General features: G+C 57.1%; 20 protein-coding genes. 15 read left to right on the top strand and 5 right to left on the bottom strand.

The features are described from left to right. The first annotated feature begins 205 nt into the window (after positions 1-205). The 4 genes from gcvT (at position 206) to gcvPB (ending at position 4,984) form a co-directional block, all read left to right on the top strand. The gene (gene gcvT / locus HF945_RS14310) at positions 206-1,285 is read left to right on the top strand and encodes a glycine cleavage system aminomethyltransferase GcvT (protein ID WP_290523241.1); all 1,080 of its coding nucleotides are present in this window, start codon (positions 206-208) and stop codon (positions 1,283-1,285) included. A 325-nt stretch (positions 1,286-1,610) separates the two neighbouring features. Beyond that, entirely contained in the window at positions 1,611-1,997 is a 387-nt protein-coding gene (gcvH, locus tag HF945_RS14305; RefSeq protein ID WP_290523240.1) for a glycine cleavage system protein GcvH, read from the top strand. 165 nt (positions 1,998-2,162) lie between these two features. Beyond that, complete coding sequence (gene gcvPA / locus HF945_RS14300; RefSeq protein WP_290523239.1) at positions 2,163-3,521, top strand: aminomethyl-transferring glycine dehydrogenase subunit GcvPA; 1,359 nt, start codon at positions 2,163-2,165, stop codon at positions 3,519-3,521. Then, positions 3,518-4,984, top strand: a complete 1,467-nt coding sequence (gene gcvPB, locus HF945_RS14295) for an aminomethyl-transferring glycine dehydrogenase subunit GcvPB (RefSeq protein WP_290523238.1) — start codon at positions 3,518-3,520, stop codon at positions 4,982-4,984. The genes gcvPA and gcvPB overlap by 4 nt, the downstream gene beginning before the upstream one ends. A 254-nt stretch (positions 4,985-5,238) precedes the next feature. Here gcvPB and HF945_RS14290 read toward each other — a convergent pair whose 3' ends face one another. Further along, positions 5,239-6,225: an integron integrase gene (locus HF945_RS14290; protein ID WP_290523237.1), complete on the bottom strand. Its 987-nt coding sequence runs from the start codon at positions 6,223-6,225 to the stop codon at positions 5,239-5,241. 360 nt (positions 6,226-6,585) lie between these two features. Here HF945_RS14290 and HF945_RS14285 point away from each other — a divergent pair, with 360 nt between their 5' ends. From HF945_RS14285 to HF945_RS14275, 3 genes are all read left to right on the top strand, one after another. Next, positions 6,586-7,644: a DUF262 domain-containing protein gene (locus HF945_RS14285; RefSeq protein ID WP_290523236.1), complete on the top strand. Its 1,059-nt coding sequence runs from the start codon at positions 6,586-6,588 to the stop codon at positions 7,642-7,644. A gap of 1 nt (position 7,645) precedes the next feature. Next, a complete protein-coding gene (locus HF945_RS14280; protein WP_290523235.1) occupies positions 7,646-8,572 on the top strand; it encodes a HEPN domain-containing protein in 927 nt (308 codons plus the stop codon). Between the two features lie 89 nt (positions 8,573-8,661). Then, positions 8,662-8,997, top strand: coding sequence for a hypothetical protein (locus HF945_RS14275; protein ID WP_290523234.1), 336 nt, complete (start codon positions 8,662-8,664; stop codon positions 8,995-8,997). 89 nt (positions 8,998-9,086) lie between these two features. Here HF945_RS14275 and ggpS read toward each other — a convergent pair whose 3' ends face one another. Beyond that, positions 9,087-11,372: a glucosylglycerol-phosphate synthase gene (ggpS, locus tag HF945_RS14270; protein WP_290523233.1), complete on the bottom strand. Its 2,286-nt coding sequence runs from the start codon at positions 11,370-11,372 to the stop codon at positions 9,087-9,089. A gap of 446 nt (positions 11,373-11,818) precedes the next feature. Between ggpS and HF945_RS14265 the strand changes: the two genes are divergently transcribed. Further along, positions 11,819-12,250 (top strand): YqaA family protein, encoded by a 432-nt coding sequence (locus HF945_RS14265; protein ID WP_290523232.1) that lies wholly within the window; start codon positions 11,819-11,821, stop codon positions 12,248-12,250. Between the two features lie 387 nt (positions 12,251-12,637). On the opposite strand, the gene rep is transcribed toward HF945_RS14265, so the two are convergent. Continuing rightward, positions 12,638-14,659: a DNA helicase Rep gene (gene rep / locus HF945_RS14260; protein WP_290523231.1), complete on the bottom strand. Its 2,022-nt coding sequence runs from the start codon at positions 14,657-14,659 to the stop codon at positions 12,638-12,640. A gap of 170 nt (positions 14,660-14,829) precedes the next feature. On the opposite strand from rep, the gene HF945_RS14255 reads away from it, so the two are divergent. Together HF945_RS14255 and HF945_RS14250 are read left to right on the top strand one after the other, a co-directional pair. Next, on the top strand, positions 14,830-15,519 hold the full coding sequence (locus HF945_RS14255) for a pseudouridine synthase (RefSeq protein WP_290525426.1): 690 nt from the start codon (positions 14,830-14,832) through the stop codon (positions 15,517-15,519). A 249-nt stretch (positions 15,520-15,768) separates the two neighbouring features. Further along, a complete protein-coding gene (locus tag HF945_RS14250) occupies positions 15,769-16,311 on the top strand; it encodes a macro domain-containing protein (protein ID WP_290523230.1) in 543 nt (180 codons plus the stop codon). A 360-nt stretch (positions 16,312-16,671) separates the two neighbouring features. Here HF945_RS14250 and HF945_RS14245 read toward each other — a convergent pair whose 3' ends face one another. Then, positions 16,672-17,736, bottom strand: coding sequence for an acyl-CoA desaturase (locus HF945_RS14245; RefSeq protein WP_290523229.1), 1,065 nt, complete (start codon positions 17,734-17,736; stop codon positions 16,672-16,674). A gap of 119 nt (positions 17,737-17,855) precedes the next feature. On the opposite strand from HF945_RS14245, the gene HF945_RS14240 reads away from it, so the two are divergent. From HF945_RS14240 to HF945_RS14225, 4 genes are all read left to right on the top strand, one after another. Then, complete coding sequence (locus HF945_RS14240; RefSeq protein ID WP_290523228.1) at positions 17,856-18,902, top strand: AraC family transcriptional regulator; 1,047 nt, start codon at positions 17,856-17,858, stop codon at positions 18,900-18,902. A gap of 532 nt (positions 18,903-19,434) precedes the next feature. Beyond that, positions 19,435-19,923, top strand: a complete 489-nt coding sequence (locus HF945_RS14235) for an NUDIX domain-containing protein (RefSeq protein WP_290523227.1) — start codon at positions 19,435-19,437, stop codon at positions 19,921-19,923. A gap of 65 nt (positions 19,924-19,988) precedes the next feature. Then, complete coding sequence (locus HF945_RS14230; RefSeq protein WP_290523226.1) at positions 19,989-20,744, top strand: SDR family oxidoreductase; 756 nt, start codon at positions 19,989-19,991, stop codon at positions 20,742-20,744. A 33-nt stretch (positions 20,745-20,777) separates the two neighbouring features. After that, positions 20,778-21,977, top strand: a complete 1,200-nt coding sequence (locus HF945_RS14225) for an acyl-CoA dehydrogenase family protein (protein ID WP_290523225.1) — start codon at positions 20,778-20,780, stop codon at positions 21,975-21,977. Positions 21,978-22,476: 499 nt separating this feature from the next. On the opposite strand, the gene HF945_RS14220 is transcribed toward HF945_RS14225, so the two are convergent. Next, positions 22,477-23,865, bottom strand: a complete 1,389-nt coding sequence (locus tag HF945_RS14220) for a YifB family Mg chelatase-like AAA ATPase (RefSeq protein ID WP_290525425.1) — start codon at positions 23,863-23,865, stop codon at positions 22,477-22,479. A 116-nt stretch (positions 23,866-23,981) separates the two neighbouring features. On the opposite strand from HF945_RS14220, the gene HF945_RS14215 reads away from it, so the two are divergent. Continuing rightward, positions 23,982-24,950, top strand: a complete 969-nt coding sequence (locus HF945_RS14215; protein ID WP_290523224.1) for a DNA cytosine methyltransferase — start codon at positions 23,982-23,984, stop codon at positions 24,948-24,950. Positions 24,951-24,954 lie beyond the last annotated feature (4 nt).

The raw sequence follows: 24,954 nt of genomic DNA, 5'->3' as shown, positions 1-24,954 counted from the left end.
GGCCTGCAACCGCGTTTCAACTTTAAACTTTGAACTTTCAACTCGCCCATCACCACTCGCAACGACTCCCGGCCCAGCGGATGGCGGCGAATACCCGGTAGACACCCTGTTACTGGCTCCGAAGCCTCACCTGTCCATCCCGACACCCTATTCCCCCACGCCTCTGGCGGATATAATTGCCGCTCATTTGAATGATGGTGACGTTATGGGACATCGCACAGCCTTGTACGACGCGCATGTGGCCGCGGGCGGCAAGATCGTGGATTTTGGCGGCTGGGACATGCCGATCAATTACGGTTCCCAAATCGAGGAGCATCATGCGGTGCGCCAGAAGGCAGGTGTCTTCGACGTGTCGCACATGACCGTGGTGGATATTGCCGGCGCCGGTGCCCGCGATTTCCTGCGTCACCTGTTGGCCAATGATGTGGATCGCATCGATCCAGGCCGTGCCCTGTACACCGGTATGCTCAACGAGCGCGGTGGCGTCATCGATGACCTGATTGTCTACAAGCGCGGCAATGATTATCGCCTGGTGGTGAACTGTGCCACCCGTGAAACGGACCTGGACTGGATGGAAAAACAGGCCGGTGGCTTTGCGGTGGATATTCAGGAGCGCCCCTATCTGGCCATGCTGGCGGTACAGGGCCCCGAAGCCCGCGCGATTCTGGCCGGCTTGCTGGATGGTGCCAAATCGGAGGCGGTGGTCAATCTCAAGGTATTTGGTTTCGCCGAAGACGGTGACTGGATGATTGCCCGCACCGGCTACACCGGTGAGGACGGCGTGGAAATCATGCTGCCCAATGCCGACGCCGTGGCACTGTGGGAGCAGTTGCTGGCGGCAGGTGTGGCGCCGGCGGGCCTCGGTGCCCGTGACACCTTGCGCCTGGAAGCGGGCATGAACCTGTACGGCAATGATATGGACGACAGCATCACCCCCTGGGAAGCCAACATGGGCTGGACCCTGGTGCTCAACGATCGTGATTTCATCGGCCGCCAGGCGCTGCTCAACCAGCAGAAGAATGGTCATGCCGAACTGGTCGGGCTGGTGCTGGAAGGCAAGGGCGTGCTCCGTGCCCATCAGAGAGTGATTCTGGCCAACGATGAAGAAGGCGAGATCACCAGCGGTACCTTCTCGCCGACCCTGGGCAAGTCCATTGCCCTGGCACGGTTGCCTGCAGGCGCCACCGGCAAGGTAGAAGTGGAAATCCGCAACAAGTGTCTCCCGGCCCAGGTGGTCAAAGCCCCCTTCGTCCGTAACGGCAAGGCGGTTTATAAAGCGATTTAAGCACCACGCGGCACGCTTCACGCAACACGCCTGAAGCGGCCACCGTAGGAGCTTGCCTGCAAGCGATCTTTTATTGTTTCAGACAGGATCGCAAAGTCAGGCGCAGTGAGTTGAAAGTTTAAAGTTGAAACGCGAAGTCGGGCCCGGGTGGAATCGGGCTTTGTGTTTCGCGCTCAAGCGATAAGGCGCGGGCAGGGCATGGCAAACCAGGATGCCCATCTCGCGCTTTTCAACTTTCAACTTTGAACTTTAAACTGAACCAGGAATTTTCAGCGCCCATGCGTGAAGCATGTTGCGTGCAGCGACTCAAACAGGAGAGCCAACAATGAGCGAGATCCCCGCCGAACTGCGTTATGCCAGCAGCCACGAATGGGCCAGCAATGAAGATGGCACCGTGACCGTGGGTATCACCGCCCACGCCCAGGACGCCATGGGTGATCTGGTCTATGTGGAATTGCCGGAAGTGGGGCAAGTGGTTGCCGCGGGCGATGAAGCCGGTGTGGTGGAATCCGTGAAAGCCGCCTCCGACATCTATGCCCCGGTCTCCGGCGAAATTGTGGCGATCAACGAAGCCCTGGAAGACGAGCCCGAGCTGGTCAACAACGCCCCCTATGAAGGTGGTTGGCTGTTCAAGATCGCCATGAGCGAAGAAACCGATCTGGACAACCTGCTCACCGCCGACCAGTACCAGGCGCAGATCGAAAGCGAATAACGGCATTACCGTTATTCGCAGCGGCAAGCTACAAGCCACAAGTTGCAAGCTAAACCCTAACCCCGGTTTTCCTTGTAGCTTGAAGCTTGCAGCTTGTAGCTAGTCTCCAGCGTGAGTTAAGCGCTGCGGAACCAAAGCCAATCCCAACCTATCCAGGTATTTCCAATGCCGTATATCCCCCATACCCCCGATGACGTGCGTGCCATGCTCGACGCCATTGGCGCCGACAGCATCGAAGATCTGTTCGATGAAATTCCCGCGCACCTGAAAGCGGCCGGCAAGCTGGACGCGCTGCCTGAAGGCCTCAGCGAAATGGAAGTGACCCGGCTGATGAACGAGCGCGCCGCCATGGATGCGGGCGCGGTGAGCTTCATTGGTGCCGGTGCCTACCAGCATCATATTCCGGCAGCGGTATGGGAGATTGCGACCCGGGGCGAGTTCTACACGGCCTATACGCCCTATCAGGCGGAAGCCAGCCAGGGCACCCTGCAGGTGATCTACGAATTCCAGACCCTGATGACCCGTCTCACCGGCATGGACGTGAGCAACGCCTCTGTTTATGACGGTGCCTCCGGTCTGGCCGAAGCGGTGCTGATGAGCCTGCGCGCCAACCGCAAGAGCAAGTCCCGCAAGGTGCTGGTGCCCACCGCCCTGAACCCGCGCTACACCGCCGCCACCAAGGCCATCGTGGAAAACCAGGATGTGGCCCTGGAGATGGTGGAGTTCGATGCCGCCAGTGGCCAGACCCCGCTGGACGCCCTCAAGCCGTTTGAAGGCCAGGACTATGCAGCCCTGGTGATCAGCCAGCCCAACTTCTTCGGCTCCCTGGAAGACGTGGACGCGCTCACCGACTGGGCCCAGGCCAACGGCATGCTGGTCATCGCGGTGGTCAATCCGACCTCCCTGGCGCTGCTGACGCCACCCGGTGAGTGGGGCAATGACGGTGCCGACATCGTAGTGGGTGAAGGTCAGCCTTTGGGTGTGCCGCTGTCTTCCGGTGGTCCCTACTTCGGCTTCATGTGCTGCAAGCAGAAGCACGTGCGCCAGATGCCCGGCCGCATCATCGGCCGCACCGTGGACATGGAAGGCAAGCAGGGCTTCACCCTCACCCTGCAGGCCCGCGAACAGCATATCCGCCGTTCCAAGGCCACCAGTAACATCTGTACCAACCAGGGCCTGGCCATGACTGCGGCCACCATCTACACCTCACTGCTGGGGCCGGATGGTCTCACCAATGTGGCGGCCCACTGCCACGCCAACACCCAGGCGCTGGCAGAAAAGCTCACCGCCATCGCGGGTGTGGAGCGTGCCTTTACCGCCCCCACCTTCCACGAAGTGGTGCTGACACTGCCGAAGGAAGCGGATGACGTGCTGGCCCAACTGGCCGAGAAAGATGTGCTGGGCGGTGTCAGCCTGGCGAAAGACTACAACCTGCCAAACGCCATCCTGGTCAACGCCACCGAAGTGCACAGCGAAGGCGATCTGGATCTGTTTGCGGTAGCACTCAAGGAGGTGCTGGCATGAGCGAGACCCAACTGATTTTCCAACTGTCCCGGCCCGGTCGCAGTGCCGTCTCCCAGGCCCCGAAAGCCGTGTCCGAAGACAAGCTCGGCGCCATCCCGGCGAGCCTGCGTCGCAAGCAGAAGCCGGCCCTGCCGGAAGTGTCCGAGATGCAGGTGGTGCGTCACTACACCAACCTGTCCAGCAAGAACTTCGCCATCGACAAGCAGTTCTACCCGCTGGGCTCCTGCACCATGAAGTACAACCCCCGTGGCGCCAACCGTGCCGCCATGCTGCCGGGCTTCCTCAACCGCCACCCACTGGCCCCGGAAAGCCACAGCCAGGGTTTCCTCAGCTGCATGTACGAGCTGCAGAATTTCCTCAAGGAAGTGACCGGCATGAAGGGCGTGTCTCTGGCACCCATGGCCGGCGCCCAGGGCGAGTTCGCCGGCGTCGCCATGATTCGTGCCTACCACGATGCCCGCGGTGACGACGAGCGTACTGAAATCCTCATTCCGGAAGCGGCCCACGGCACCAACCCGGCCACCGCCGTCATGTGTGGCTACAAGGTCCGTGAAGTGCCGGTGGGCAAGGATGGCGACGTGGACCTGGAGGCCCTGAAAGCCGCCTGCGGTCCCCAGACCGCCGGCCTGATGATGACCAACCCCAGCACCTGTGGCGTATTCGAACGGCAGATTGAAGCCATCGCCAAAACCGTCCACGAAGCGGGCGGTCTGCTCTACTACGATGGCGCCAACCTGAACGCCATCCTCGGCAAGGTGCGCCCCGGTGACATGGGTTTCGACGTGATCCACATGAACCTGCACAAGACCTTCGCCACCCCCCACGGCGGTGGTGGTCCCGGTGCCGGCCCGGTGGGTGTGTCCGAGCGTCTGCTGCCTTACCTGCCCACCCCCATGGCGGGCCAGCGGGATGATGGCAGCTATCACTGGATCGACACCGATATCCTTGGCACCAGCATCGGCCATCTCAGTGCCTTCATGGGTAACGCGGGTGTTCTGCTGCGCGCCTACTACTATGCCCGTTCCCTGGGGCGCGAAGGCATGATCCGCGTGGGTGAATTCTCCACCCTGGCAGCCAACTACCTGCTCAAGCGACTGGAAGCCGTGGGCTGCACCGCCGCCTACCCGGATCGTCGTGCCAGCCACGAATTCATCCTCACCTTCGCCAAAGAAGCGAAAGAGCTGGGTGTCTCCGCCATGGATATCGCCAAGCGCCTGCTGGATTACAACCAGCACGCACCGACCACCTACTTCCCGCTGCTGGTGCCGGAGTGCTTCCTCATCGAGCCCACCGAAACCGAAAGCAAGGAAGCCCTGGACGAGTTCGTCGATGCCATGGCCGCCATCCTGGAAGAAGCACGCACCGAACCCGACATGGTCAAGGAAGCCCCCTTCACCCAGCCAGTGCGCCGCCTGGATGACGTAAAGGCAGCAAGAGAGCTGGATCTCACCTGGGCGGAATAAGAAACGCAGCACGCAACACGCTTCATGCAGCACGCATGAAACACAAAAACCCGGCTTTCGCCGGGTTTTTTTTATGCCGCTTCGCGGCTGCAACATGCGTCACGCAAAGATCAAAAGCGGATTTACCACAGAGGGCACAGCGTTTACGGAGGGTGGCAGCGGAGTCTTGTTCTTGCTGTAGGAGCCCCTCTGGAGGGGCGAACAAACCCGGGATCAAAATCCCCTTCGTTCAGCAAGCTGAATCTCCCACCTACCTACCCCCGATCCAGCGGACTGATCACCCCCAGCCCACCCCGGTTCATCACATGCAGATAGCGCTCGGTAGTAGACACATCGCTGTGGCCTAACAGCTCCTGAACCGTGCGGATGTCGTAGCCCTTCTCCAGTAAATGGGTGGCAAAGGAGTGGCGAAACGTATGAGGACCACAGAGCTTGGCGATGCCGGCTTCCGAGGCCGCCTGTTTGACATGCTTGCGGACAGTATCCTGATGATAATGATGGCGCCGGACAATCCCGGTTTGCGGGTCAGTGGCAGGCTCTTTTGAGGGGAAAATAAACTGCCAGATACGCTGTGAGCCTGCCCCAGGATATTTCCTGCTCAGCGCATGCGGCATCCATGCAGGGCCAACGCCATTTTTTTGATCCATTTCATACAGATTGGAAGCGATGGCAACTTGCTGGCGCAGTCGTTCCTGACAAGACTCGGGTAGCAGTGTTCTCCTGTCCCTGTCTCCTTTGCCTTGATGCACGGTAATGATCATTCGATCAAAATCCAGATCCTTGATGCGAATGCGAAGTGCCTCGGATACACGTAAGCCGGCGCCATAGAGCAGTTCGCATATCAGCTGGGAAGGCTCAGGCATCAGTGCAATCACTGCCTGGGCCTCTTGATCAGAAAAGACGGCAGGAATACGGGGCTTGCGCTTCGATTGGCGAAAATTTAGTTCACCATAATCCTGCTGAAGAAAGCGACGATAGAAACAATTCAGCGCATTAAGGGCGATTTTCTGAGTGGATGGGCTGCAATGCCGCTGCACAGACAGGTGTGAAAGAAATGCCTCTATCTCTTTGGCACCCATCTTCGAAGGATGCCGCAGCTGCTGGTAGCGAATGTACTTGATCACCCAGTGAACATAGGTTTGCTCTGTTCGGTAGCTGTAGTGGTTCTTTCTCAGCCAGAACCGAAACTGATCCATCAGCTTTACCGGCTTTTCGGGCAGGGCGCGAGGGATGTCATCCATGACAACTCCATACTGTTCAAAATGACAGTATTGCAGTTGGTTAAGCCCTTTTTCAACGGAAGCAGTGCTCATTCCGAAAGTTTGGTGCTTACTCGTCATCTATCTGATTGATATACAATAGAAAAGAATGGAGCCAATAAGTGACCAGGAGTCAGGAGTTATAAGGAAGGTTCCTTATAACTCCGTGTAGGAGATTGGCTATAGCGTCTCAAGCCTTTGTTATGGCAGGCTTTTTATCGGGGAGTATGTACGGAGGTTCCAGAGTTATATAGAACCGAGTTATACGGAACGTTCTAATTAATACGCTGTTATATGATTTAAGTTGATACCAACAAGTCAGATTGAAAATTTGGATATGAAATGAAAGAAATACTAGATAAATTTGCCAGAGCACAGGAAAGCCTCGTTACCCAACAGTCTGATTTCTCACTTTCGGCAATAGCGGAGATGGTTAAGTTTGAGTCAATAGATATAACACCCCATTATCAAAGAAGGGATCGTTGGCATGTCGAGAAGCAGTCTGCGTTAATTGAGTCTTTTCTTCTAAATATACCCGTTCCACCTGTTTATCTCTCCGAAGATGAATATGGCACGTATACGGTTATCGATGGAAAGCAAAGAATAACAGCCATTTATGACTTTCTATCTGGAAAATTCAAATTAAAGGACTTGAAAGAAGTTCCTGAGCTAAACGGTTTTACATTTGAGCAGCTGCCTACTCAATTAAAGAGAGCTCTTTCTATTAGGCCATTCATGCGTGTAATAACGTTACTCAAACAATCTGATCCAGAATTGAAATATGAAGTTTTCTTGAGGCTTAATACTGGTGGGGAGAAGTTGAAAGCTCAAGAGATTAGAAATGTTGCGTTCGCAGGCCCATTAAATGACTTGCTTTTTGAGCTATCTGAAAATGATTTTTTAAAATCGAAGCTAAAGATAACTTCTAATAAATCAGCTGCATATAGAAGTATGGATGACCTAGAACTGGTTTTAAGGTTTTTTACAATTCATAGTCGCTGGGAGAATTTTGGTAAAAAAATATCTGTGGCAATGGATGACTTTATGGCAGAGAACCAGGATAAAGAAGTCAATGAGCTGCGGGAGCTTTTTCAGTACTCGATAGAAGGCTGCCAGAAGATATGGGGAGATTTTTCTTTTCAAAAACCATTGAATAATGGCTGGAGAGAACAACTTATCACCCCACTTTTTGATGCACAAATGGTAGCCGTTTCTCTTTTAGATCCGGCTAGAGTTCAGGAGTTGGAAGGTGCGCAAGATGTCGTCCTATCTGCAACTAGAGATTTATATGAAAATGATCCTGATTTTCATAAAGCTGTGACACAAGCTACAGGTGACACACTAGCCATTAGAAATAGAGTATCAAAGCTAAAAGATATGCTTGAATCTGTTGAGGTTTGATATGCCTTCAGCAAAAACAGACTTTATTGAGCGTATCAGGTGCCTTGATTCTTCAATTGAAACGGATGCTGTTCAGAACAGAGCATTAACTGAGAGAGAGCATAACTCAATTGCGAGAATGCTCAGAAACGGACTAGCGGTAGTGAGCTTTGCATCGTTAGAGGATTTTATTAAAAAACGATCTTCAGAAGCCATGGAAGAAGTCAGCAGATGTAAAATCGCATTTGTCGAGTTGCCAGAGAAATTACAAAGAGCAGCAACGTACGAGGTGCTTTCAGCATTGAATTACCAGTTGGGCCTGCTGGATAAGGACGATAAGCCTTCTTATATTCAAGATCATGCTCTTAAAATTTCGTCCACAGCAACTCCAAACTATGAATTGTCTAGCCATACATTTGCTCACTCTCAAGCCAATATAAGCAATGCCGTAATAGGAGATATTCTGAAATCTTTTAATGTTGAAGACCCGTGGCGTCAAATGTCAAAAATTTCATCTGATCTAGGATTGACTGCAACGTTATCGTTGGCTGAGATATTTAAGAGTGCCTCGTTGAGAAGGCACAAAGCGGCACATGTTGCCGGAGCAGATACACCACCGACAGATATTAAGCAATTTGTGAAAGAGGCGTTCGCTATAGCGATAACATTTGATGCCTTGCTCTCAAAAGCAATTCATAAGCTACTAGAAAATGATGACGACTTTGTTAGGAATGGCGTAAAGCTAAGCGCCAACGATATAGAATTTAGAACTATTAAATTTGTTGATAGTAAATGGAAAGAGTATAGAGGAAATAGTGTTCGCGCATTTAGGACTTCTAATGATTTCGATTCTATATCGAGAGAAGCTAGGCGAAGAGCTCTATCATCGAAGGAATTGCTCGTCGAATTTGATGAGGCAGGACTGGTAAGCGGATGGGAGTGCCTATGATGGCACCATATAACAAGGCGCTGCTGTCGGACAAATTTTCCGCTGCGCTCCAAATTTGCCGCAGAGCGCGGCGTTATGACTGAGAAGCCATGAAATCTCACTGGAAATTTTGGTGCGACGCTAAGAATGAGAAAAATGCTGGCGTAGTACTTTCAAAGCTAAGAAATAGCTTCTTCCTGAATGTTGTGGATCATACGATCGATCCATATCACAAAGGCGGCTACGTTATATCCCTAGTAGCCGCAGGCCGTGCCACGACCTGGAATGACCACATAGTAGAGGTTATTGCGGCAGGGCAAACACTCGGTAGAGGTTGGACGATTTTGGGCGATATAAATGACCAGGCTGAGGGGTGGTCAAATGAAAGCAATGTTTCTGGGATTACATCAGTTCAATGGGCCTGTGATATGCGGTACGGGTCATAACAAGGAAGAGCACGCGACAAGCGCGTGTCCGCAGCGTTAAAAGCCCGGCTAAGCCGGGCTTATAACGCCTTCAGTCTCTCAATATCCCATCAGGCCACCTGACTATCCGCCCCCACCAGCTTCACCTTCTTCTTCGGCTTTCGGCTGAACTGGTCAACGTTGTCCAGGAAGTCATTCGCCCAGTAATCAATGTCGTAGTGCTGAACTGCACTGAAGGCCTCATCTAATCTTGCCCGGGCATCTGTGCTGCTCATGGACAGGGCCAGGTAGCAGGTGTCGGCCAGCTCCATGGGGTTGTGAGGGTTTGTGAGGATGGCGCCACGCAGTTCGGCAGCGGCGCCAGTAAATTCTGAAAGTACCAGTACGCCGCAGCCCCGGGTCAGGCCCTGGGTGGCCACGTATTCCTTGGCCACCAGGTTGAGACCATCGCGCAGCGGGGTAATCCACATGACGTCCGCCATGGCGTAGTAGCTCACCAGTTCTTCAAACGGGAAGGCGCGGAAGAAGAACTGCACCGGGGTCCAGCCGACCCGGGCGAACTGCCCGTTGATGCGGCCTACGGTCTGCTCGATCTGGTTCTGAAGTTCGTCGTAGATGCGCATTTCCTTGGCGGCGGGGACGCAGACCGTGAGTAGCGTGACCTTGCCAATCAGTTCCGGGTTTTCTGTCAGCAGGCGTTCATAGGCCACCAGTTTTTCCAGAATGCCTTTGGTGAAATCGAGGCGTTCCACGGAAAGGATCAGGCGGGTGTCCTTGAGTTGCTCGCGCAGTTCGGCCATGCGTGCCTGGGACTTCCTGTCATCCAGCACGGTCTTGATGCGGTTCAGGTCGATGCCTACCGGATGGGCGCCGAGCCCGATATAGCGATCATTCACCTTGATGGTCTTGGTCATTTCATCCAGGCCGACGGCGCAGCCGTAGGTGAGAAAGCGCGGCGCGCAGCCGACTTTTTCCACCACTTTCAGCGGGGTGACGCCGCGGGCCACGTCGACAAAGTTTTCTGCCTGACGGGGGATGTGAAAGCCGACGTAATCGCACTGCAGCAGGCTGCCGACAATCTCCCGGCGCCAGGGTAGTACGTTGAACACATCTGCCGACGGGAAGTAGGTGTGGTGGAAGAAGGCGATGGTCACGTCCGGGCGCAGTTCGCGCAGGTAAGCCGGTACCATCCACAGGTTGTAGTCGTGAATCCACACGGTGGCGTTCTCCGCGGCTTCGGCAGCGGTACGCTCGGCGAACATTTTATTCACCTTCAGGAACACTTCCCAGTGCTCTTCCTTGAAGCTGGCCCGTTCCCAGAAGGTGTGCAGGGTGGGCCAGAAGGCTTCCTTGGAAAAGCGCTTGTAGAAGATGTCGATATCGTCCTTGTTCAGGGGCACGCGGGCGGCCACCAGATTGGGGAAGCGTTCGGCATCCACTTCGGTGTGGGTCTGGAAATCTTCCGGGTCGCCATCGTGGGCGGACCAGGCTACCCAGGAGCCCGCCTTGGCGTCATCAAAGAAACTCAGCAGCGTGGGGATGATGCCGTTGGGGGATTTGGGGCGGTGACGCACCACCTTGCCGTCGATAATGGATTCTTCGTAGGGCAGGCGGTGATAGACGATCACCAGATCGGCCTTGCCCGGGGTGGTAATGTCGCGGACTTCTGTGTCTACACCGGCGGGCCCAAGGAAACCAAAGTAACCCAGTGCTTCCAGGATGCCTCCGCAACCCGGTGATGGCGCGTGCATGACGCGGGTGCTGTTTTCGGTGGCTTCCAGCAGGGCCGGTTCGGATTCACCCACACAGACTCCTTTGAAACCATGCTCGTACATGGACAAGTCGTTGAGTGTGTCGCCGGCTACCAGCACTTTTTCCATGCTGATATTCAGATGGTTCACCAGGTTCAGTAGCGTCTTGCCTTTATTGATGCCTTTGGGAAGCACATCAAGATAACGATCTGCAGAATAGAGCAGGTCGCAACCGAGATCTTCCACCAGGGTTTCCAGGGCGGCATCAACTTCATCGGCATCACAAAAATAGGAGCAGCGACGTTCCTGGGGTACATCCTGACGCTGCAGGGACGCGGCCACCTGTTCTACCGCGTTGCCGACGATATGTTCGCCGGGCCAGAGGTTGTCGATGTGACCCTGGATCGGTTGTACGGGCTGCAGGGTTTCGCCATCCACGATGGTGCAGCCCACATCACAGATAATGTATTGCGGTGTGGGGATGGTGGGGTCCGACAGGAGCGGCAGTACGGATTCAAGACCGCGTCCGGTGACAAAAACCAGGTCGATATCCGGGTGGGCGGAGATCAGTTGATAGAGTCTGGAGCGGCTTTCTTCGTTGCCGCCCAGAAAAGTCCCGTCAAGATCCGTTGCTAAAAGCATCATTACCTCGCTGTGAAGTTAATCGACTCCAGTATTGCGAGAATGCGAGTTCACAATAGCGCTGACTCAGAAGGGATAGCTTGAGAGTCAGTACGCATTGCCAATTTAGCAGCCGGATGCGGGGCTGACGTAGAAGGTGATTCCGCATCACAAGGGAACAATGTACCGGCACCGCGGTGCTAACTGGCAATCTGTTTCCTGAAAGTGGTGCTGCATAATCTGTGCCGGGTGGTGGTTTTTGCTCGGGATTGGCCCTTTGTTAAATAGCTGAAAGGCTGATGCCGTGCGGGATTGCGGCGGTTACAAAAAACCGTGTATCCATGGTGTATTGGGTGGGGGTGACGGAAATGTTGCAGTGGTTTTCGTGTGATTGTGGGGCGTTTGATGAGGCTGGTGCATGATGTTGGCGCCAGGGGGCGGGTTTTCACAACGGGAAAGTATGAGGTGTAATGGAATATTTTACCGAGCTGGGTCATATCGGTTTGTTTATGGCGGCGTTTCTGGCTGCCACGGTGTTGCCGTTGAGTTCCGAGGTGGTGTTGGTGGCGTTGTTGCTCAACGGGCTGTCGCCGACGTCATTGGTGACGGTGGCCACGGTGGGTAATGTGCTGGGGGCGCTGGTGAACTATGCGTTGGGGTACTGGGCCGGGGTGGCGGTGATTCGGCGTTGGCTGAAGATGTCTGAAGCGGAGTTCGTCTCTGCGGAAAAGCGCTTTCGGAAGTATGGGGTGTGGTCGCTGTGTCTGGCCTGGGCGCCGGTGATTGGGGACTCGCTGACGGTGATGGCGGGGATTCTGCGGGTGCGGTTGTTGTGGTTTTTGTTGTTGGTGACGGTGGGGAAGTTGTTGCGGTATGTGGTGATTGCGTGGATGGCGGGGTGAAAAGCAGTTGAAAGTTCAAAGTTGAAAGTTGAAAGGGAAAGTCAAAAACGAAGCTGAGCTGTGAGCTACGAGCTACGAGTTACGAGTTACGAGCTACAAGCTACAAGCTACAAGCTACAAGCTACAAGCTACAAGCTACAAGCTACAAGCTACAAGCTACAAGCTACGCTTGAATCTGATAGAAAGCCCCGGAAAAGTTCCCGTGGTTTTGCATTTCTACGAAGCCGCTGTAGGAGCACCGTTTAGGGTGCGAACCGAGCGATAGCGAGGAACTGCGATGCTGCTGGCACAGGTCTTTATTAGAAAGAGAACAATACCTCCCTTCGGTCGCCTCGCTGGCGCTCGGTTCGTCCCCTGGAAGGGAACTCCTACAAAAACCGGTTGGGATTAGTCCAAGAGGGCTCTGAGGTTGGCGATGCTGGCTTCGGCGACGGCGTCTTCCTGGGCTTCGTCTTTAATGACGCCGATGCCGAGGTAGTCGATATCATCCTGGGGGATTTCATCCAGGAAGCGGCTGGCGGCGGTGTCGATGCGTTCGCCGTATTGTTTACGGGTGAGGGCCTGGGTCATGGCCAGGGTTTCCCGGGCGCGGGTGATGCCCACGTACATCAGGCGGCGCTCTTCGACGATGTTGTCTTCTTCGATGCTGGTGCGGTGGGGCAGCAGTTCTTCTTCCACGCCCATCATGTAGACATGGGGAAACTCCAGCCCTTTTGAGGCGTGCAAGGTCATCAACTGGACGCGGTCGGAATCGTCGTCTTCTTCCTGTTGCTCGAGCATGTCGAGCAATACCAGTTTCTTGATCACGGATTCCAGATCGCTGGCGCCGTCATCTTCTTCTTCCTGTTTTTCCAGCATGCGCTCGATGCTGCGCACCAGCTGCCAGACATTCTCGATGCGTTTTTCACCGATACGCGGGCTGGAGGCGTTCTGCATCAGCCAGCCTTCGTAATCGATATCGCTGATCAGTTCGTTCACGGCCTGCAGGCTGTTCTGGCCAAAGCAGAACTCGCGTTTGGCATCCAGCCACGCCTTGAATTTTTGTAGCTTCTCGGCGGACTTGGGTGCCATGACTTCGCCAAGGGCGAAGTCATCACAGACATGGTAAAGGCCCTGCTCGCGCTTGATGGCCCAGGTGGCCAGTTTCTCCAACGTGGTGGGGCCGATCTCCCGGCGCGGGGTGTTGATGATGCGCAGGAACGCATTGTCATCATCCGGGTTCACCAGCAGGCGCAGGTAGCACATCAGGTCCTTGATCTCGCTGCGCGAGAAGAAGCTGGTGCCGCCGGAGACCTTGTAGGGAATCGACAGGCTCTGCAGTTTCATTTCCAGAATGCGTGACTGGAAATTACCGCGGTAAAGAATGGCGAAGTCCTTCCACTTGAGGCCCTGTTGCAGGCGGCGGTGGAAAATGTCGCTGGCAATCCATTCGGTTTCCGCGTCTTCATCGCGCAGGGCAGAAAAACGAATCGGTTCGCCGTAACCGAAATCGGACCACAAGCTTTTTTCGAATACGTGTGGATTGTTATCGATCACGGTATTGGCGGCTTTCAGGATGCGGCCGGTGGAGCGGTAATTCTGTTCCAGCTTGACCACTTTCAGGGTGGGCCAGTCTTCCTGCAGTTGTGCCAGGTTTTCCGGGCGGGCACCACGCCAGGCGTAAATGGACTGGTCGTCGTCGCCTACCACGGTGAACTTGCCTTCCGGCAGGGTGAGCATTTTGACCAGTTCGTACTGGGCGCCGTTGGTGTCCTGGTATTCATCCACCAGCAGGTACTGGATGCGGTTGCGCCACTTTTCCAGAATGCGCGGCTGCTCGTTGAACATGCGCGCGGGCATCAGGATCAGGTCGTCGAAATCCACCGCGTTGCAGACCCGCAGCATGCGGTCGTAGCCGCCGTAGGCCATGGCGGCACGCAGGGTTTCGTCGGAGTCGGCGGTGCTCACCGCTTCTTCCGGCAGCACCAGTGCGTTCTTCCAGTCGGAGATGCGCTTGTGGATGGCGTCTACCGCGTCCAGATCTTTTTCCGAGTCACCCTGGCGGAGGATCTCCTTGAGGATTTCCTTGCTGTCGGCGCCATCGAGAATGGAGAAGCCGCTGCGCAGGCCGCAGGCCTTGAGTTCGGACTTGAGGATGCGCAGGCCCAGATTGTGGAAAGTGGACACGATCAGGCCGCGGGTCAGATCGCGGCTGACCAGGGACTGCACCCGTTCCTTCATCTCCCGGGCGGCCTTGTTGGTGAAGGTCACCGCGGCGATGTGGCGGGCCGACATGCCCCGCTCCAGGATCAGCCAGGCGATCTTGCGGGTGATCACGCTGGTTTTGCCCGAGCCCGCCCCGGCCAGCACCAGCAGGGGGCCATCGGCGTAGTGCACGGCTTCCTGCTGGCGGGGATTGAGTTTGCTCATGGGGCGGTTATCCGGCTCGGGTTCGGAGGTGAATGGCAAAGGCGGGTATGATACCAGCGAAGTGGCTGCACTCCAGATACCGGGTGTCAGTTGATCGACGAATTTTGCTCCTCCCGGCGCGTTGGCATGGCCGGGGGCGGCCTGTGGAAGTGGTCTGCATCAGTATGGTCATGCGTCTGGATTTCTTTCTTGCTCACGGCACCGGGCTGAGCCGCAAGCAGGTGAAAATACTGATCGGCAAGGGCGCGGTGCGTGTGGATGGCGAAGCGCGGCCCAAGGCCAATACCCGGGTGACAGAAGGCCAGGCAGTCTGGCTCCATGATGAACGGGTGCAATTGCCGGGCCATCGCTATCTGATGCTGCACAAGCCGGCGGGGGTGGTGAGTGCCACCGAGGACGGCGAGCACCGCACCGTGGTGGATCTGATTCCCGTTGAGCTGCGCCGGGATCTGCACCCGGCCGGGCGGCTGGACCGGGACACCACCGGGCTGGTGCTGCTGACCAGCGATGGCGACTGGTCACATCGGCTGACCTCGCCGAATCATGCCTGTGGCAAACGCTACCGGGTAAGCTGTGCCGATCCGGTCAGTGATGAGGATCTTCAGGCGCTGCGTGACGGCATTCTGTTGCGTGGTGAGGACAAGCCCACCCTGCCAGCGAAGGCGGAGCGGGTGAGTGAGCACGAACTGCTGCTGACGATTACCGAAGGTCGTTACCATCAGGTGAAACGGATGCTGGCCGCCCGGGGCAACAAGGTGGTCGGGCTGCACCGGGAGCAGATCGGTGAGATCGAGCTGGATGCGGGTCTGGCGCCGGGGGCGTTTCGGGCGCTGACGGAGGAAGAGATCGCCAATATCTAAAGCTGCTTCTACGAAGCCGCTGTAGGAGCGAGCCTGCTCGCGATCCGAGCCTAAGCGAGGTAATAGCTTCGAGTTGCGAGTAACGAGTTTGAAAGGCTAACCCCCAAATCGCTTGCCTGGCCCAGGTTTTTTTGATCTTCGAAACTCGTCTCTGGAATCCTTACCTCGCTTAGGCTCGAATCGCCCAGGCAAGCTGGGCTCCTACAGCGGCTTCGTTGCGAAGATTGGATTAGAGACAAGGAGGCTGTCATGACGCAACGCCAATTCGGGAAGGTCACCGTGGAAACGGTGCAGGGTGATATCGCCAATCAGCCGGACCTGGATGCCATTGTGAATGCAGCCAATGCGGAGTTGCGTATGGGCGGTGGGGTGGCAGGGGCGATTCATCGGGTTGCGGGGCCGGGGCTGGAGGCGGAATGCCTTCCGCTGGGGCCGATCAAGCCCGGTCAGGCGGTGATTTCCGGTGGTCATCACCTGCCCAATGCCCATGTGATTCATTGTCTTGGGCCCGTGTATGGCCGGGACAAGCCGGAGGCCGGGTTGCTGGCATCCTGTTATCGGGACGCCCTTTTGCTGGCTGACCGGAACGGCATCGCTGCCATTGGGTTTCCGGCGATTTCCACCGGTATATTTGGTTATCCCATCGAAGAGGCTGCCGACGTTACCCTGAAAACCGTGGCGGAGGTTGCGACTGGTTTAAGCAATGTCCGTACGGTGCGTTTTGTGTTGTTTGGCGAGAGTGACAGGGCGGTTTTCGACAGGGCATTGATGGCCCTGCCGAATGATCCGTAGGAGCTCAGCTCGCCTGAGCGATCCGAGCCTAAGCGAGGTAATAGCTTCGAGTTGCGAGAAGCGAGTTTCGAAAGGCTAAACCCCAAATCGCGTGCCTGGCCCAAGTTTTTGATCTTCGAAACTCGTCTCTGGAATCCATACCTCGCCAAGGCTCGGATCGCGAGCAGGCTCGCTCCTACGGCGGGGTATAGCGAGGGTTGTACCGACGCAAAAAGGCCCGCCCGGTTTACCGGGCGGGCCTTTTTTCAGGCGTCAGGCGTCAGGCGTCAGGCGTCAGGCGTCAGGCGTCAGGCGTCAGGCGTCAGGCGTCAGGCGTCAGGCGTCAGGCGTCAGGCGTCAGGCGTCAGGCGTCAGGCGTCCCTATCCCAATTGCCCCTGCAGCTCCATCACGTCCACGGTGCGTTCCGGGTTGAGTGGGTCGATCAGGGTTTTGGCATCCTTGTACACCCGTGGGGTCTGGTAGAGCATGGCTACTGCCTTCACGTGGCTCGGGCACACGTAGCGGTCGGGCATTTCCCGTTGTAGCCAGGCGCGCACTTTCGGGGCCTGGTCGGAGCCCATTTTCGGGAACAGGTGGTGCTCCACGTGGTGGCTGAAGTGGAAGTGCAGCGGGTCGATCCAGCGCCAGGCACGTACGCTCATGGAGTTGTCCACCGGGTGGTTGTTGTCCATCTGTGGGCGCAGCATGTGGTTGGTAAGAATGTAGCTCTGGCCGATGAAGTTGAGGATCATCAGCGGGATCAGCACGGTGAAGATGGCCAGCGGACCGGAGGCGATGACCAGGGCGATCCAGGCGGCGCCGCAGAGCATGGACTGGGTAATGGCCTTGCGGCGGTTGAAGCCCTTGAACTCGTCGCGGCGGCGGGTCTGCATCCACAGCACCAGCTGGGCGTGGAACATGAAGGAATAGAACAGGAACAGGAAGCTGTACCAGGTGCCGCTGCCCGGTGCCGGCTTGGTGAAGTTGGCCATCTGCGGGTACTTCTCATAGCGCGCCATGGTGCCGAAGGAATCCGGGTCCTTGTCGCCCAGGTTGGTGTGGGCGTGGTGCGCCACGTTGTGCCAGCGACGCCAGAACTCTGGCGGCACCATGGCCGGGCCAAAGCCCATCCAGCCGAGCACATCCTGCATGCGACGGCTCATGCCCAGGGCGCCGTGCAGCACTTCATGGGCCAGCAGCGCCTGGCAGGCCAGGGTGTGGCCCGCCAGCAGGCTAAGCAGCAGGTTGCCCCACCAGGGCAGATCAAAGGCCAGAATGCTGGCGATGCTGCCGACGATGATGGCAGTCATGGGAATAAACCACAGGGCACGCCGTGGGCGGGAGCGGAAGGCGTCCGGGCCCAAGTCCTTCTTGACCGCATCACGAATGGCGCGAGCGTCATCGGCGCCGAACTGGCGACTGTAGGTTTGCGTATCAGTGTTCATGTTGTGTCCTTGGCGTTGATGCCGAGTCTGGTCTGATGACGCGCATTTTCGTGAACAGCTGTAGCCGTTCGAAGTGCAGGGCTGGCCAGTTATCGGTCATTTTCGGACAGGGGTGAAATATGGCGTATAATGACGTTATGAGTCGCGAACGTTTCGTACAGCTGGACCCTGGCACAGGCCGCTCCCCGGTCCCGGTCAACTATGTCCGTAATCTGGTGGAGCTGATTGGTGAGTTGGGTATTGATACCTCTCGCCTGCTGAACCGTGTCGGTCTGAGCAAGGAAGATGTCTACAATCCGGAGCCGGCGCTGCGTTTCGAGCAGTTCCGTCGGGTGATGGTGGGCGCGCGTGACATGACCGGTAATCCGGCGCTGGGTCTGAAGCTGGGCCAGCAGCTGACTCTGACCGCCCACGGCCTGCTGGGCTATGCGGCCATCAGCAGTGCCGACCTGGGCGATGCCCTGCGCCTGCTGGAACGCTATTTCCGTACCCGTACCCGCCTGTGTGTGCCGCGTATCGAACCGGTGAGCAGCGGGGTGCGTTTCTGCCTGATCGAAAGCATGCCGCTGGGCGATATCCGCGAGACCTACCTGGAAGTGGTGGTGGCGGCGGTGGTCGGTGGTATCCGTTATTTGCTGGGCGACCGTTTCCAGGGCGCGGTGCTGGAGCTGCCGTATCCGGCGCCAGAGCATGCTCCGCTTTACGGTGAACTGCTGGGCATGCCGGTGGAGTTTGGCGCCGAGGTGGCGGCACTGCGTCTGCCGACCCGGCTGTTGAATGAGCCGTTCACCCTGTCTGATCCGGCCTCCCGGCAGATGGCCGCGCAGAAATGCGAGGAAGAGCTGCAACGGCTGGAAGCGGATCAGGACTGGGCCAGCCGGGTGCGTGCCCGTCTGATGCAGGCGGAAGGCATGCTGCCCAGCCTGGAGCAGCTGGCCAGCAACTTCCATGTGACTTCCCGTACCCTGCGCCGTTATCTCAACGCACTGGATGTGAGTTACCGCTCACTGCTGGAAGAGGTGCGCATGACCAAGGCCATGGGCTATCTGCAGGCCAACATTACCGTGCAGCAGGTGGCCAACCGTCTCGGCTATGCGGACCCCAGTAATTTCGCCCGCGCCTTCCGCAAATGGACCGGCCACCCGCCGAGTTATTTCCAGCCGTAACTTCTCCTGTCTTATGTAGGAGCCCAGCTCGTCTGGGCGATCCCGAGCCTGGGCAAGGCTGTAGGAGGGCCAACAATTTGGCTCACCTAAAGAAGCCAATAGCTACTATGGCTGTTCGCCCAGGCGAGCTGGGCTCCTACAGGGGGCGCTTTTGGAAAATTGCCAAGCCAGGCCCGCGCACCCGCCATAGGTTTCGCGGGCACGGCGTTGCAAATGATGAGGTCATACCCCGCGTTGTAGCTTGTAGCTTGCGGCTTTTGTCTTCCTTGCCTTTCGAGACTCGCACTCGTTACTCAAAACTGATTACCTCGCTGAGGCTCGGATCGCTTGCAGGCAAGTTATTCGCTTCGCTCACCCTTCGGGCCGCACTGCGTGCGTTACTCCGCTACGCTACGTTCCTACGGATAAGGTCGCTTGCTGGCTGACCTGACGAGCACAGACCGTTCCTACGTGAGGTCTCGAGCTTCGATCTGGTATTCCCCCTCCCATGCCGCTACTGTTGCCGATCCGCATTGCTGAATAACAACACCCCATGAGCAATCACGAACCTGTCCTGCTGGTGTCCCGGCATAACCATCCCCGTGGCAGTTGCCAGCGTGGCCGCATGCAGCGCGACCGGTTGATTCATCGTGCCTCCTACGTGGTGGTGCAGGATCTGGCCGGGCGGGTGTGTGTGCAGCAGCGGGCGGCGGACAAGCATTTCTATCCCGGTGGCTGGGATCTGGCCGCCGGTGGGGTGATGCGCCCGGACGAATCCGTGGCCCAGGGACTCAGCCGTGAACTGCATGAGGAACTGGGGTTGCGCCGCCAGTTTCGCCGCTGGCAGTGGTTCTGGTTTGCCAATCCCCATCACCGGGTGTGGGGGGCGCTGTCATCGGTGCGGGTGTGTCCGGAAGCGGTGTCCCTGAGTGATGAAGTGGTGGCCATCGACTGGCTGCCGGCCCGGCAAGCGCTGGCCCTGCCGGATGCCACCCCCGATACCCGCCATGCCTTGTCCTTACTGCTGACATCAGTGCCCTGAGCGTTTTCGTCCTTGTTCAACGGCCCTCTGCTGGTTAGGTTCTCCCCATCAAGAAGGAGAGCCTTATGACTCAGCGATTCAGTGTTGCCGGTAAGCGTATTCTGATTACCGGTGCCTCAAGCGGCTTTGGCGCCCACTTTGCCAAGGCGCTGGCCGAAGAAGGCGCGGATGTGGTGCTGGCCGCCCGCCGCGTGGAAAAACTGGAAGACACCGCCAACGCCGTGCGTGCCCTGGGCCGTGAAGCCATCGTGGTGCCCATGGACGTAAGCGATCACGCCAGCGTGGAAGCGGCCTTTGCCGACATGCCTGCCCTGGATGTGGTGGTGAACAACGCCGGTATCTCCCAGGAAGGCCCCACCGAGAACATCCCTGAAGAAGAATGGGATCGCGTGGTCGACACCAACCTGAAAGGCGTGTGGGCGGTATCCAAGTTCGCCATCCAGCAGTGGAAGCGCGACAACCGTCCCGGCAGCATCGTCAACATTGCCTCCATTCTTGGCCTGCGTGTGGGTGGCCGAGTGGCGCCGTACACCGCCTCCAAGGCGGCGGTGGTACAACTGACCAAATCCCTGGCGCTGGACTGTGCCCGTTACAACATCCGTTGCAACGCCATTTGCCCGGGCTACGTGGAAACCGACATCAACAAGGATTTCTTCAACAGCCCGCAGGCGGAGAAAATGCTCAAGCGCATTCCGTACCGTCGTCTGGGTCAGATCGATGAACTGGTGGGCCCGCTGTTGCTGCTGGCCTCTGATGCCTCGTCCTACATGAGCGGTGCCATCATCGCCGTGGATGGCGCGCATCTCTGCAATACCCTTTAAAAATCTGCTAACCGAATTCACCGAGGACAGATCATGGATTTTTCCCTGAGCCCGGAACTGGAAGACCTGCGTCAGCGTGTGGCGGCTTTTGTTGAAGCCGAAGTCATGCCGATGGAGAACGACAAGGCCAACTACGACGAGCACGAAAACTTCAAGGAAAGCGTGGTCGATGCACTGCGTGAAAAGGCACGTGCGCAAGGCTTGTGGGGCTTTCAGCTGCCGAAAGAGCGCGGTGGCCAGGATGTGGGTGTGGCCGGCATGGCCGTGCTCTATGAAGAAGCTGCCCGCAGTCCGTTTGGCCCGGTAGTCTTCAACTGTGCACCGCCGGATGACGGCACCATGATCATGCTCAACAAGGTGCTCAATGATGAGCAGAAAGAACGTTGGCTGCAGCCACTGATCGACGGCAAGGTACGTTCCGCCTTCGCCATGACCGAGCCCGATGGCGGCTGTGGGTCCGATCCGTCCCTGACCTACACCACCGCCACCAAGGACGGTGACAACTGGGTCATCAACGGTCGCAAGTGGTTCATCACCGGTGCCGAAGGCGCGCAGACTTTTATCCTGATTGCCAAAACCAGCGATGACCCGCGCAAGGGCCTCACTGCCTTCCTGTTCGACGCCGATCAGCCCGGCTGGGAGATCGTGCGCCGTATCCCGATCATGGGCCCGGAAGAGCACGGCGGTCACTGTGAACTGAAATTCGATGGCCTGGTGATTCCCGACGAAAACCGTCTGCTCAACGTGGGCGATGGCCTGAAGGTTACCCAGATTCGTTTGGGTACCGCGCGTCTGACCCACTGCATGCGCTGGCTGGGTCTGGCCAAGCGTTGCATGGAAGAAGCGGCGGGTTATGTGGAAAACCGCATGAGCTTTGGAACAACCCTGGCCGAACACGAAGGTGTGCAGTGGATGCTGGGTGATGTGGCCAAGGAAATCGAAGTGGGCCGTCTGCTGACCATGCAGGCTGCCTGGATGCTGGACCAGGGTGACTTTGCCAAGAAAGAAATTTCCATGGCAAAAATCCACGTGGCCGACACCCTGCACAAGGCGGCGGATACCGCCATCCAGCTGTGCGGTGCCCGCGGTTACTCCAAGGACACCCTGCTGGAGTGGATCTACCGCTACGCCCGCCAGGCGCGTCTGGTAGACGGCGCCAGCGAGGTGCACAAGATGGTGCTGTCCCGCTTCTACCTGAAAGAGAAGCGCGACTTCTTCAAGTGGGGAGCGTAAGTCGCTCTGCGCAACAGGCACCATGCAAAACAAAAGAGCCCCGCAAATGCGGGGCTTTTTTTGGGTTCATCGCGGATTTGAGGGAAGGCCTTGGTAGTCACAACTTCCCGCTAATCCGCAATGAGCCTTTTTTTGTGGCGTGCTACGACAGGGATGACACGGATTGAACGCTTTCTGTAGGAGCCCAGCTTGCCTGGGCGAATCCGAGCCTCGGCGAGGAATGAGTTTCGAATGACGAAAGCGAATTGCGAAAGGTAAAACCAGAAGTATGGAAAGTGGATTGGGTTTTGAGGTTCGAGAAGGGTTTCTGGAATCCTTACCTCGCCAAGGCTCGGATCGCGAGCAGGCAAGTTATTCGCTTCGCTCACCCCTTCGGGGCCGCACTCCGTGCGTTACTCCGCTACGCTACGTTCCTACAGCAGGCTCTAGCCGGGGTTTCCCGATGCAAAAAGGCCCGCCGTTTTAGCGGGTGGGGCTTTGCATCAGGCATCAGGCGTCGTCACCCCTTCTCAATATTCTGCCGGTAACTCAGCGCTTCCCGTAAATGATCCCGTTCCACTTCTTCGCTCTGTGCCAGGTCGGCGATGGTTCTGGCCACGCGGATGCTGCGATGGAGTGCCCGGGCGGAGAGACCCAGGCGGTTCATGACGCCAGCCAGCCAGTCGCGGTGGGGGCGGAGTAGCGGTTCAAGGTCGTCGGGGACAAGGTCCCGATTCAATGAGCGCTGTCGCTGCCATTGTTGTTGCCAGGCTTCACGCACACGCTGACACACCTCCACGCTGCTTTCTCCTTCCTTGTCGCCCAGTAGTTCATGGGCATCCACCGCGGGCACATCCAGATGCAGATCAATTCGGTCCAGTAACGGGCCGGATAACTTGGCCTGATAGCGCTTGGCTTTTTCGCAGCGATAGCCGCAACTTTTTTCCGGATCCCCCAGAAAACCGCAAGGGCAGGGATTCATGGCGGCCACCAGCTGAAAACGCGCCGGGAACGTGAGTTGCTGGGCCGCGCGGGCGATGCTGACTTCGCCGGTTTCCAGGGGTTCGCGCAGCACTTCCAGCACACGCCGATCAAACTCCGGCAGTTCATCCAGAAATAACACACCATGGTGGGCAAGGGAGATTTCCCCCGGCTTGGGATAACTGCCACCACCGACCAGGGCGGTGGCGGAGCTGGTGTGGTGCGGCGCCCGGTAGGGGCGCTGGTAGAACAGCTGGCTTTCGCGGGGTTGTTTGAGTGAATGGATGGCGGCCACTTCCAGGGCCTGGCGGGTGCGCAGGGGTGGCAGCAGTCCTGGAAGCCGTGAGGCCAGCATGCTCTTGCCGGCACCGGGCGGACCGCACAACAGCAGTGAGTGCCCCCCGGCGGCGGCGATCTCGAGAATCCGCTTGGCCATGGCCTGGCCGCGGATTTCGGACAGGCATCCTCCTTGAGAGGGCAGGGGGCGGGGAGGCTCACTGCGATGGGGTACCAGGGGCTGCTGGCCGGTAAGGTGGGCGGCCACTTCGCAAAGCTGGCGGGCGGCGAGGGTTTCGGCGCCGGTGAGGCTGGCTTCATCGGCGTTGTCTTTGGCCACCACCAGGCGTCGCCCGCTGTCCTGACACGCGAGGGCGCAGGGCAGGATAGCGGAGACCGGATTAAGTAAACCGTTCAGGGAGAGCTCGCCGGAAAACTCCAGATGGTCGGTGCTGATCTTGCCGAGCTGATTACTGGCAATCAGGATCCCCAGGGCAATGGCCAGATCAAAACGGCCGCCATCCTTGGGCAGGTCGGCGGGGGCCAGGCTCACGGTGATGCGCCGTTGGGGGAACTCGAAGCCACTGTTGACCAGGGCCGAGCGCACCCGGTCGCGGCTTTCGCGCACAGCAGTATCGCCCATGCCGACAATAGTAAACGCATATTCAATTAAACCTATCCAGTTTTATGCTGAATTGGCCTCAAAAAGATGAGGGGCATAGTGTAGTATTGCCCGATATCGTGATATCGCTAACAGGGAGCAATGCAATGTATCAGCCTAGCTGTGTGGAGATCTGCGCCGGGGCAGGAGGTCAGGCAATCGGTCTCGAAAAGGCAGGATTTGAGGCTGAGGCGCTGGTTGAAATTGAGGCTCCCTGCCGAGAAACTCTCAAATTGAACCGTCCCCACTGGAATGTGTTGGATGGACTGCAATCCGATGTGAAGCTGTTTTCTGGTGCTCCGTACAAAGGAGTTGATCTTCTGGCTGGTGGGGTTCCTTGCCCCCCTTTTTCTAAGGCAGGGCTTCAACTCGGTGAAAATGATGAGAGGGATCTTTTCCCTGAGGCTCTTCGTCTTGTGGATGAAATCCGTCCGAAAGCCGTAATGTTGGAGAATGTTCGGGGTTTCTTGGATGCCGTTTTCGAGGATTACCGTCTTAGCCTTAAGAAACAGCTTAAAAAGTTAGGCTATGTAGCAGATTGGCGACTTTTGAATGCTTCAGACTATGGGGTTTCCCAACTGCGTCCAAGGGTCGTAATCGTCGCTATTAGAAAAGACTTGGCTACGGACTTTGAGTGGCCTCAACCCCTTGGTGTGAACCCTGCACCAGTCGGTGCCTTGCTAAAAGACCTGATGGCAGAAAACGGCTGGAAGGGTGCCCGGCGTTGGGCTGATGGTGCAGATGATATCGCACCAACAATAGTTGGCGGCTCCAAAAAACATGGAGGCCCTGATCTTGGGCCGACAAGGGCCAAAAAGGCTTGGGCAACCCTCGGTGTTGATGGAATGGGGATTGCAAATGAGGCTCCGGATCGAGACTTTGTTGGGATGCCCCGATTAACTTGTCGCATGGTTGCCAGAATCCAAGGTTTTCCAGATGACTGGCAGTTTTTTGGTAAGAAAACCCCTGCTTATAGGCAAATTGGGAATGCATTTCCTGCGCCTGTTGCCGAAGCGGTGGCAAATCAGATTTATAGTGCAATTTCGTCCAAAAAAATAATTAGCAGTGTGGGATAAATCT

This window comes from Alcanivorax sp., assembly GCF_017794965.1.
Lineage (GTDB): Bacteria > Pseudomonadota > Gammaproteobacteria > Pseudomonadales > Alcanivoracaceae > Alcanivorax.
The sequence above is the reverse complement of the archived record's forward strand: the minus strand, read 5'-3'. Positions and strand labels throughout refer to the sequence as shown.

Bases quoted from the DNA above. Each gene is read 5' to 3' on its own strand.
- HF945_RS14265 (WP_290523232.1), top strand. From the start codon at position 11,819: ATGGAATATTTTACCGAGCTGGGTCATATCGGTTTGTTTATGGCGGCG.
- HF945_RS14280 (WP_290523235.1), top strand. From the start codon at position 7,646: ATGCCTTCAGCAAAAACAGACTTTATTGAGCGTATCAGGTGCCTTGAT.
- ggpS (WP_290523233.1), bottom strand. From the start codon at position 11,372: ATGATGCTTTTAGCAACGGATCTTGACGGGACTTTTCTGGGCGGCAAC.
- HF945_RS14230 (WP_290523226.1), top strand. From the start codon at position 19,989: ATGACTCAGCGATTCAGTGTTGCCGGTAAGCGTATTCTGATTACCGGT.
- HF945_RS14225 (WP_290523225.1), top strand. From the start codon at position 20,778: ATGGATTTTTCCCTGAGCCCGGAACTGGAAGACCTGCGTCAGCGTGTG.
- HF945_RS14285 (WP_290523236.1), top strand. From the start codon at position 6,586: ATGAAAGAAATACTAGATAAATTTGCCAGAGCACAGGAAAGCCTCGTT.
- HF945_RS14255 (WP_290525426.1), top strand. From the start codon at position 14,830: ATGCGTCTGGATTTCTTTCTTGCTCACGGCACCGGGCTGAGCCGCAAG.
- HF945_RS14215 (WP_290523224.1), top strand. From the start codon at position 23,982: ATGTATCAGCCTAGCTGTGTGGAGATCTGCGCCGGGGCAGGAGGTCAG.
- gcvPB (WP_290523238.1), top strand. From the start codon at position 3,518: ATGAGCGAGACCCAACTGATTTTCCAACTGTCCCGGCCCGGTCGCAGT.
- HF945_RS14245 (WP_290523229.1), bottom strand. From the start codon at position 17,736: ATGAACACTGATACGCAAACCTACAGTCGCCAGTTCGGCGCCGATGAC.
- HF945_RS14290 (WP_290523237.1), bottom strand. From the start codon at position 6,225: ATGGATGACATCCCTCGCGCCCTGCCCGAAAAGCCGGTAAAGCTGATG.
- HF945_RS14235 (WP_290523227.1), top strand. From the start codon at position 19,435: ATGAGCAATCACGAACCTGTCCTGCTGGTGTCCCGGCATAACCATCCC.
- rep (WP_290523231.1), bottom strand. From the start codon at position 14,659: ATGAGCAAACTCAATCCCCGCCAGCAGGAAGCCGTGCACTACGCCGAT.
- HF945_RS14240 (WP_290523228.1), top strand. From the start codon at position 17,856: ATGGCGTATAATGACGTTATGAGTCGCGAACGTTTCGTACAGCTGGAC.
- HF945_RS14275 (WP_290523234.1), top strand. From the start codon at position 8,662: ATGAAATCTCACTGGAAATTTTGGTGCGACGCTAAGAATGAGAAAAAT.
- HF945_RS14250 (WP_290523230.1), top strand. From the start codon at position 15,769: ATGACGCAACGCCAATTCGGGAAGGTCACCGTGGAAACGGTGCAGGGT.
- gcvT (WP_290523241.1), top strand. From the start codon at position 206: ATGGGACATCGCACAGCCTTGTACGACGCGCATGTGGCCGCGGGCGGC.
- gcvPA (WP_290523239.1), top strand. From the start codon at position 2,163: ATGCCGTATATCCCCCATACCCCCGATGACGTGCGTGCCATGCTCGAC.
- gcvH (WP_290523240.1), top strand. From the start codon at position 1,611: ATGAGCGAGATCCCCGCCGAACTGCGTTATGCCAGCAGCCACGAATGG.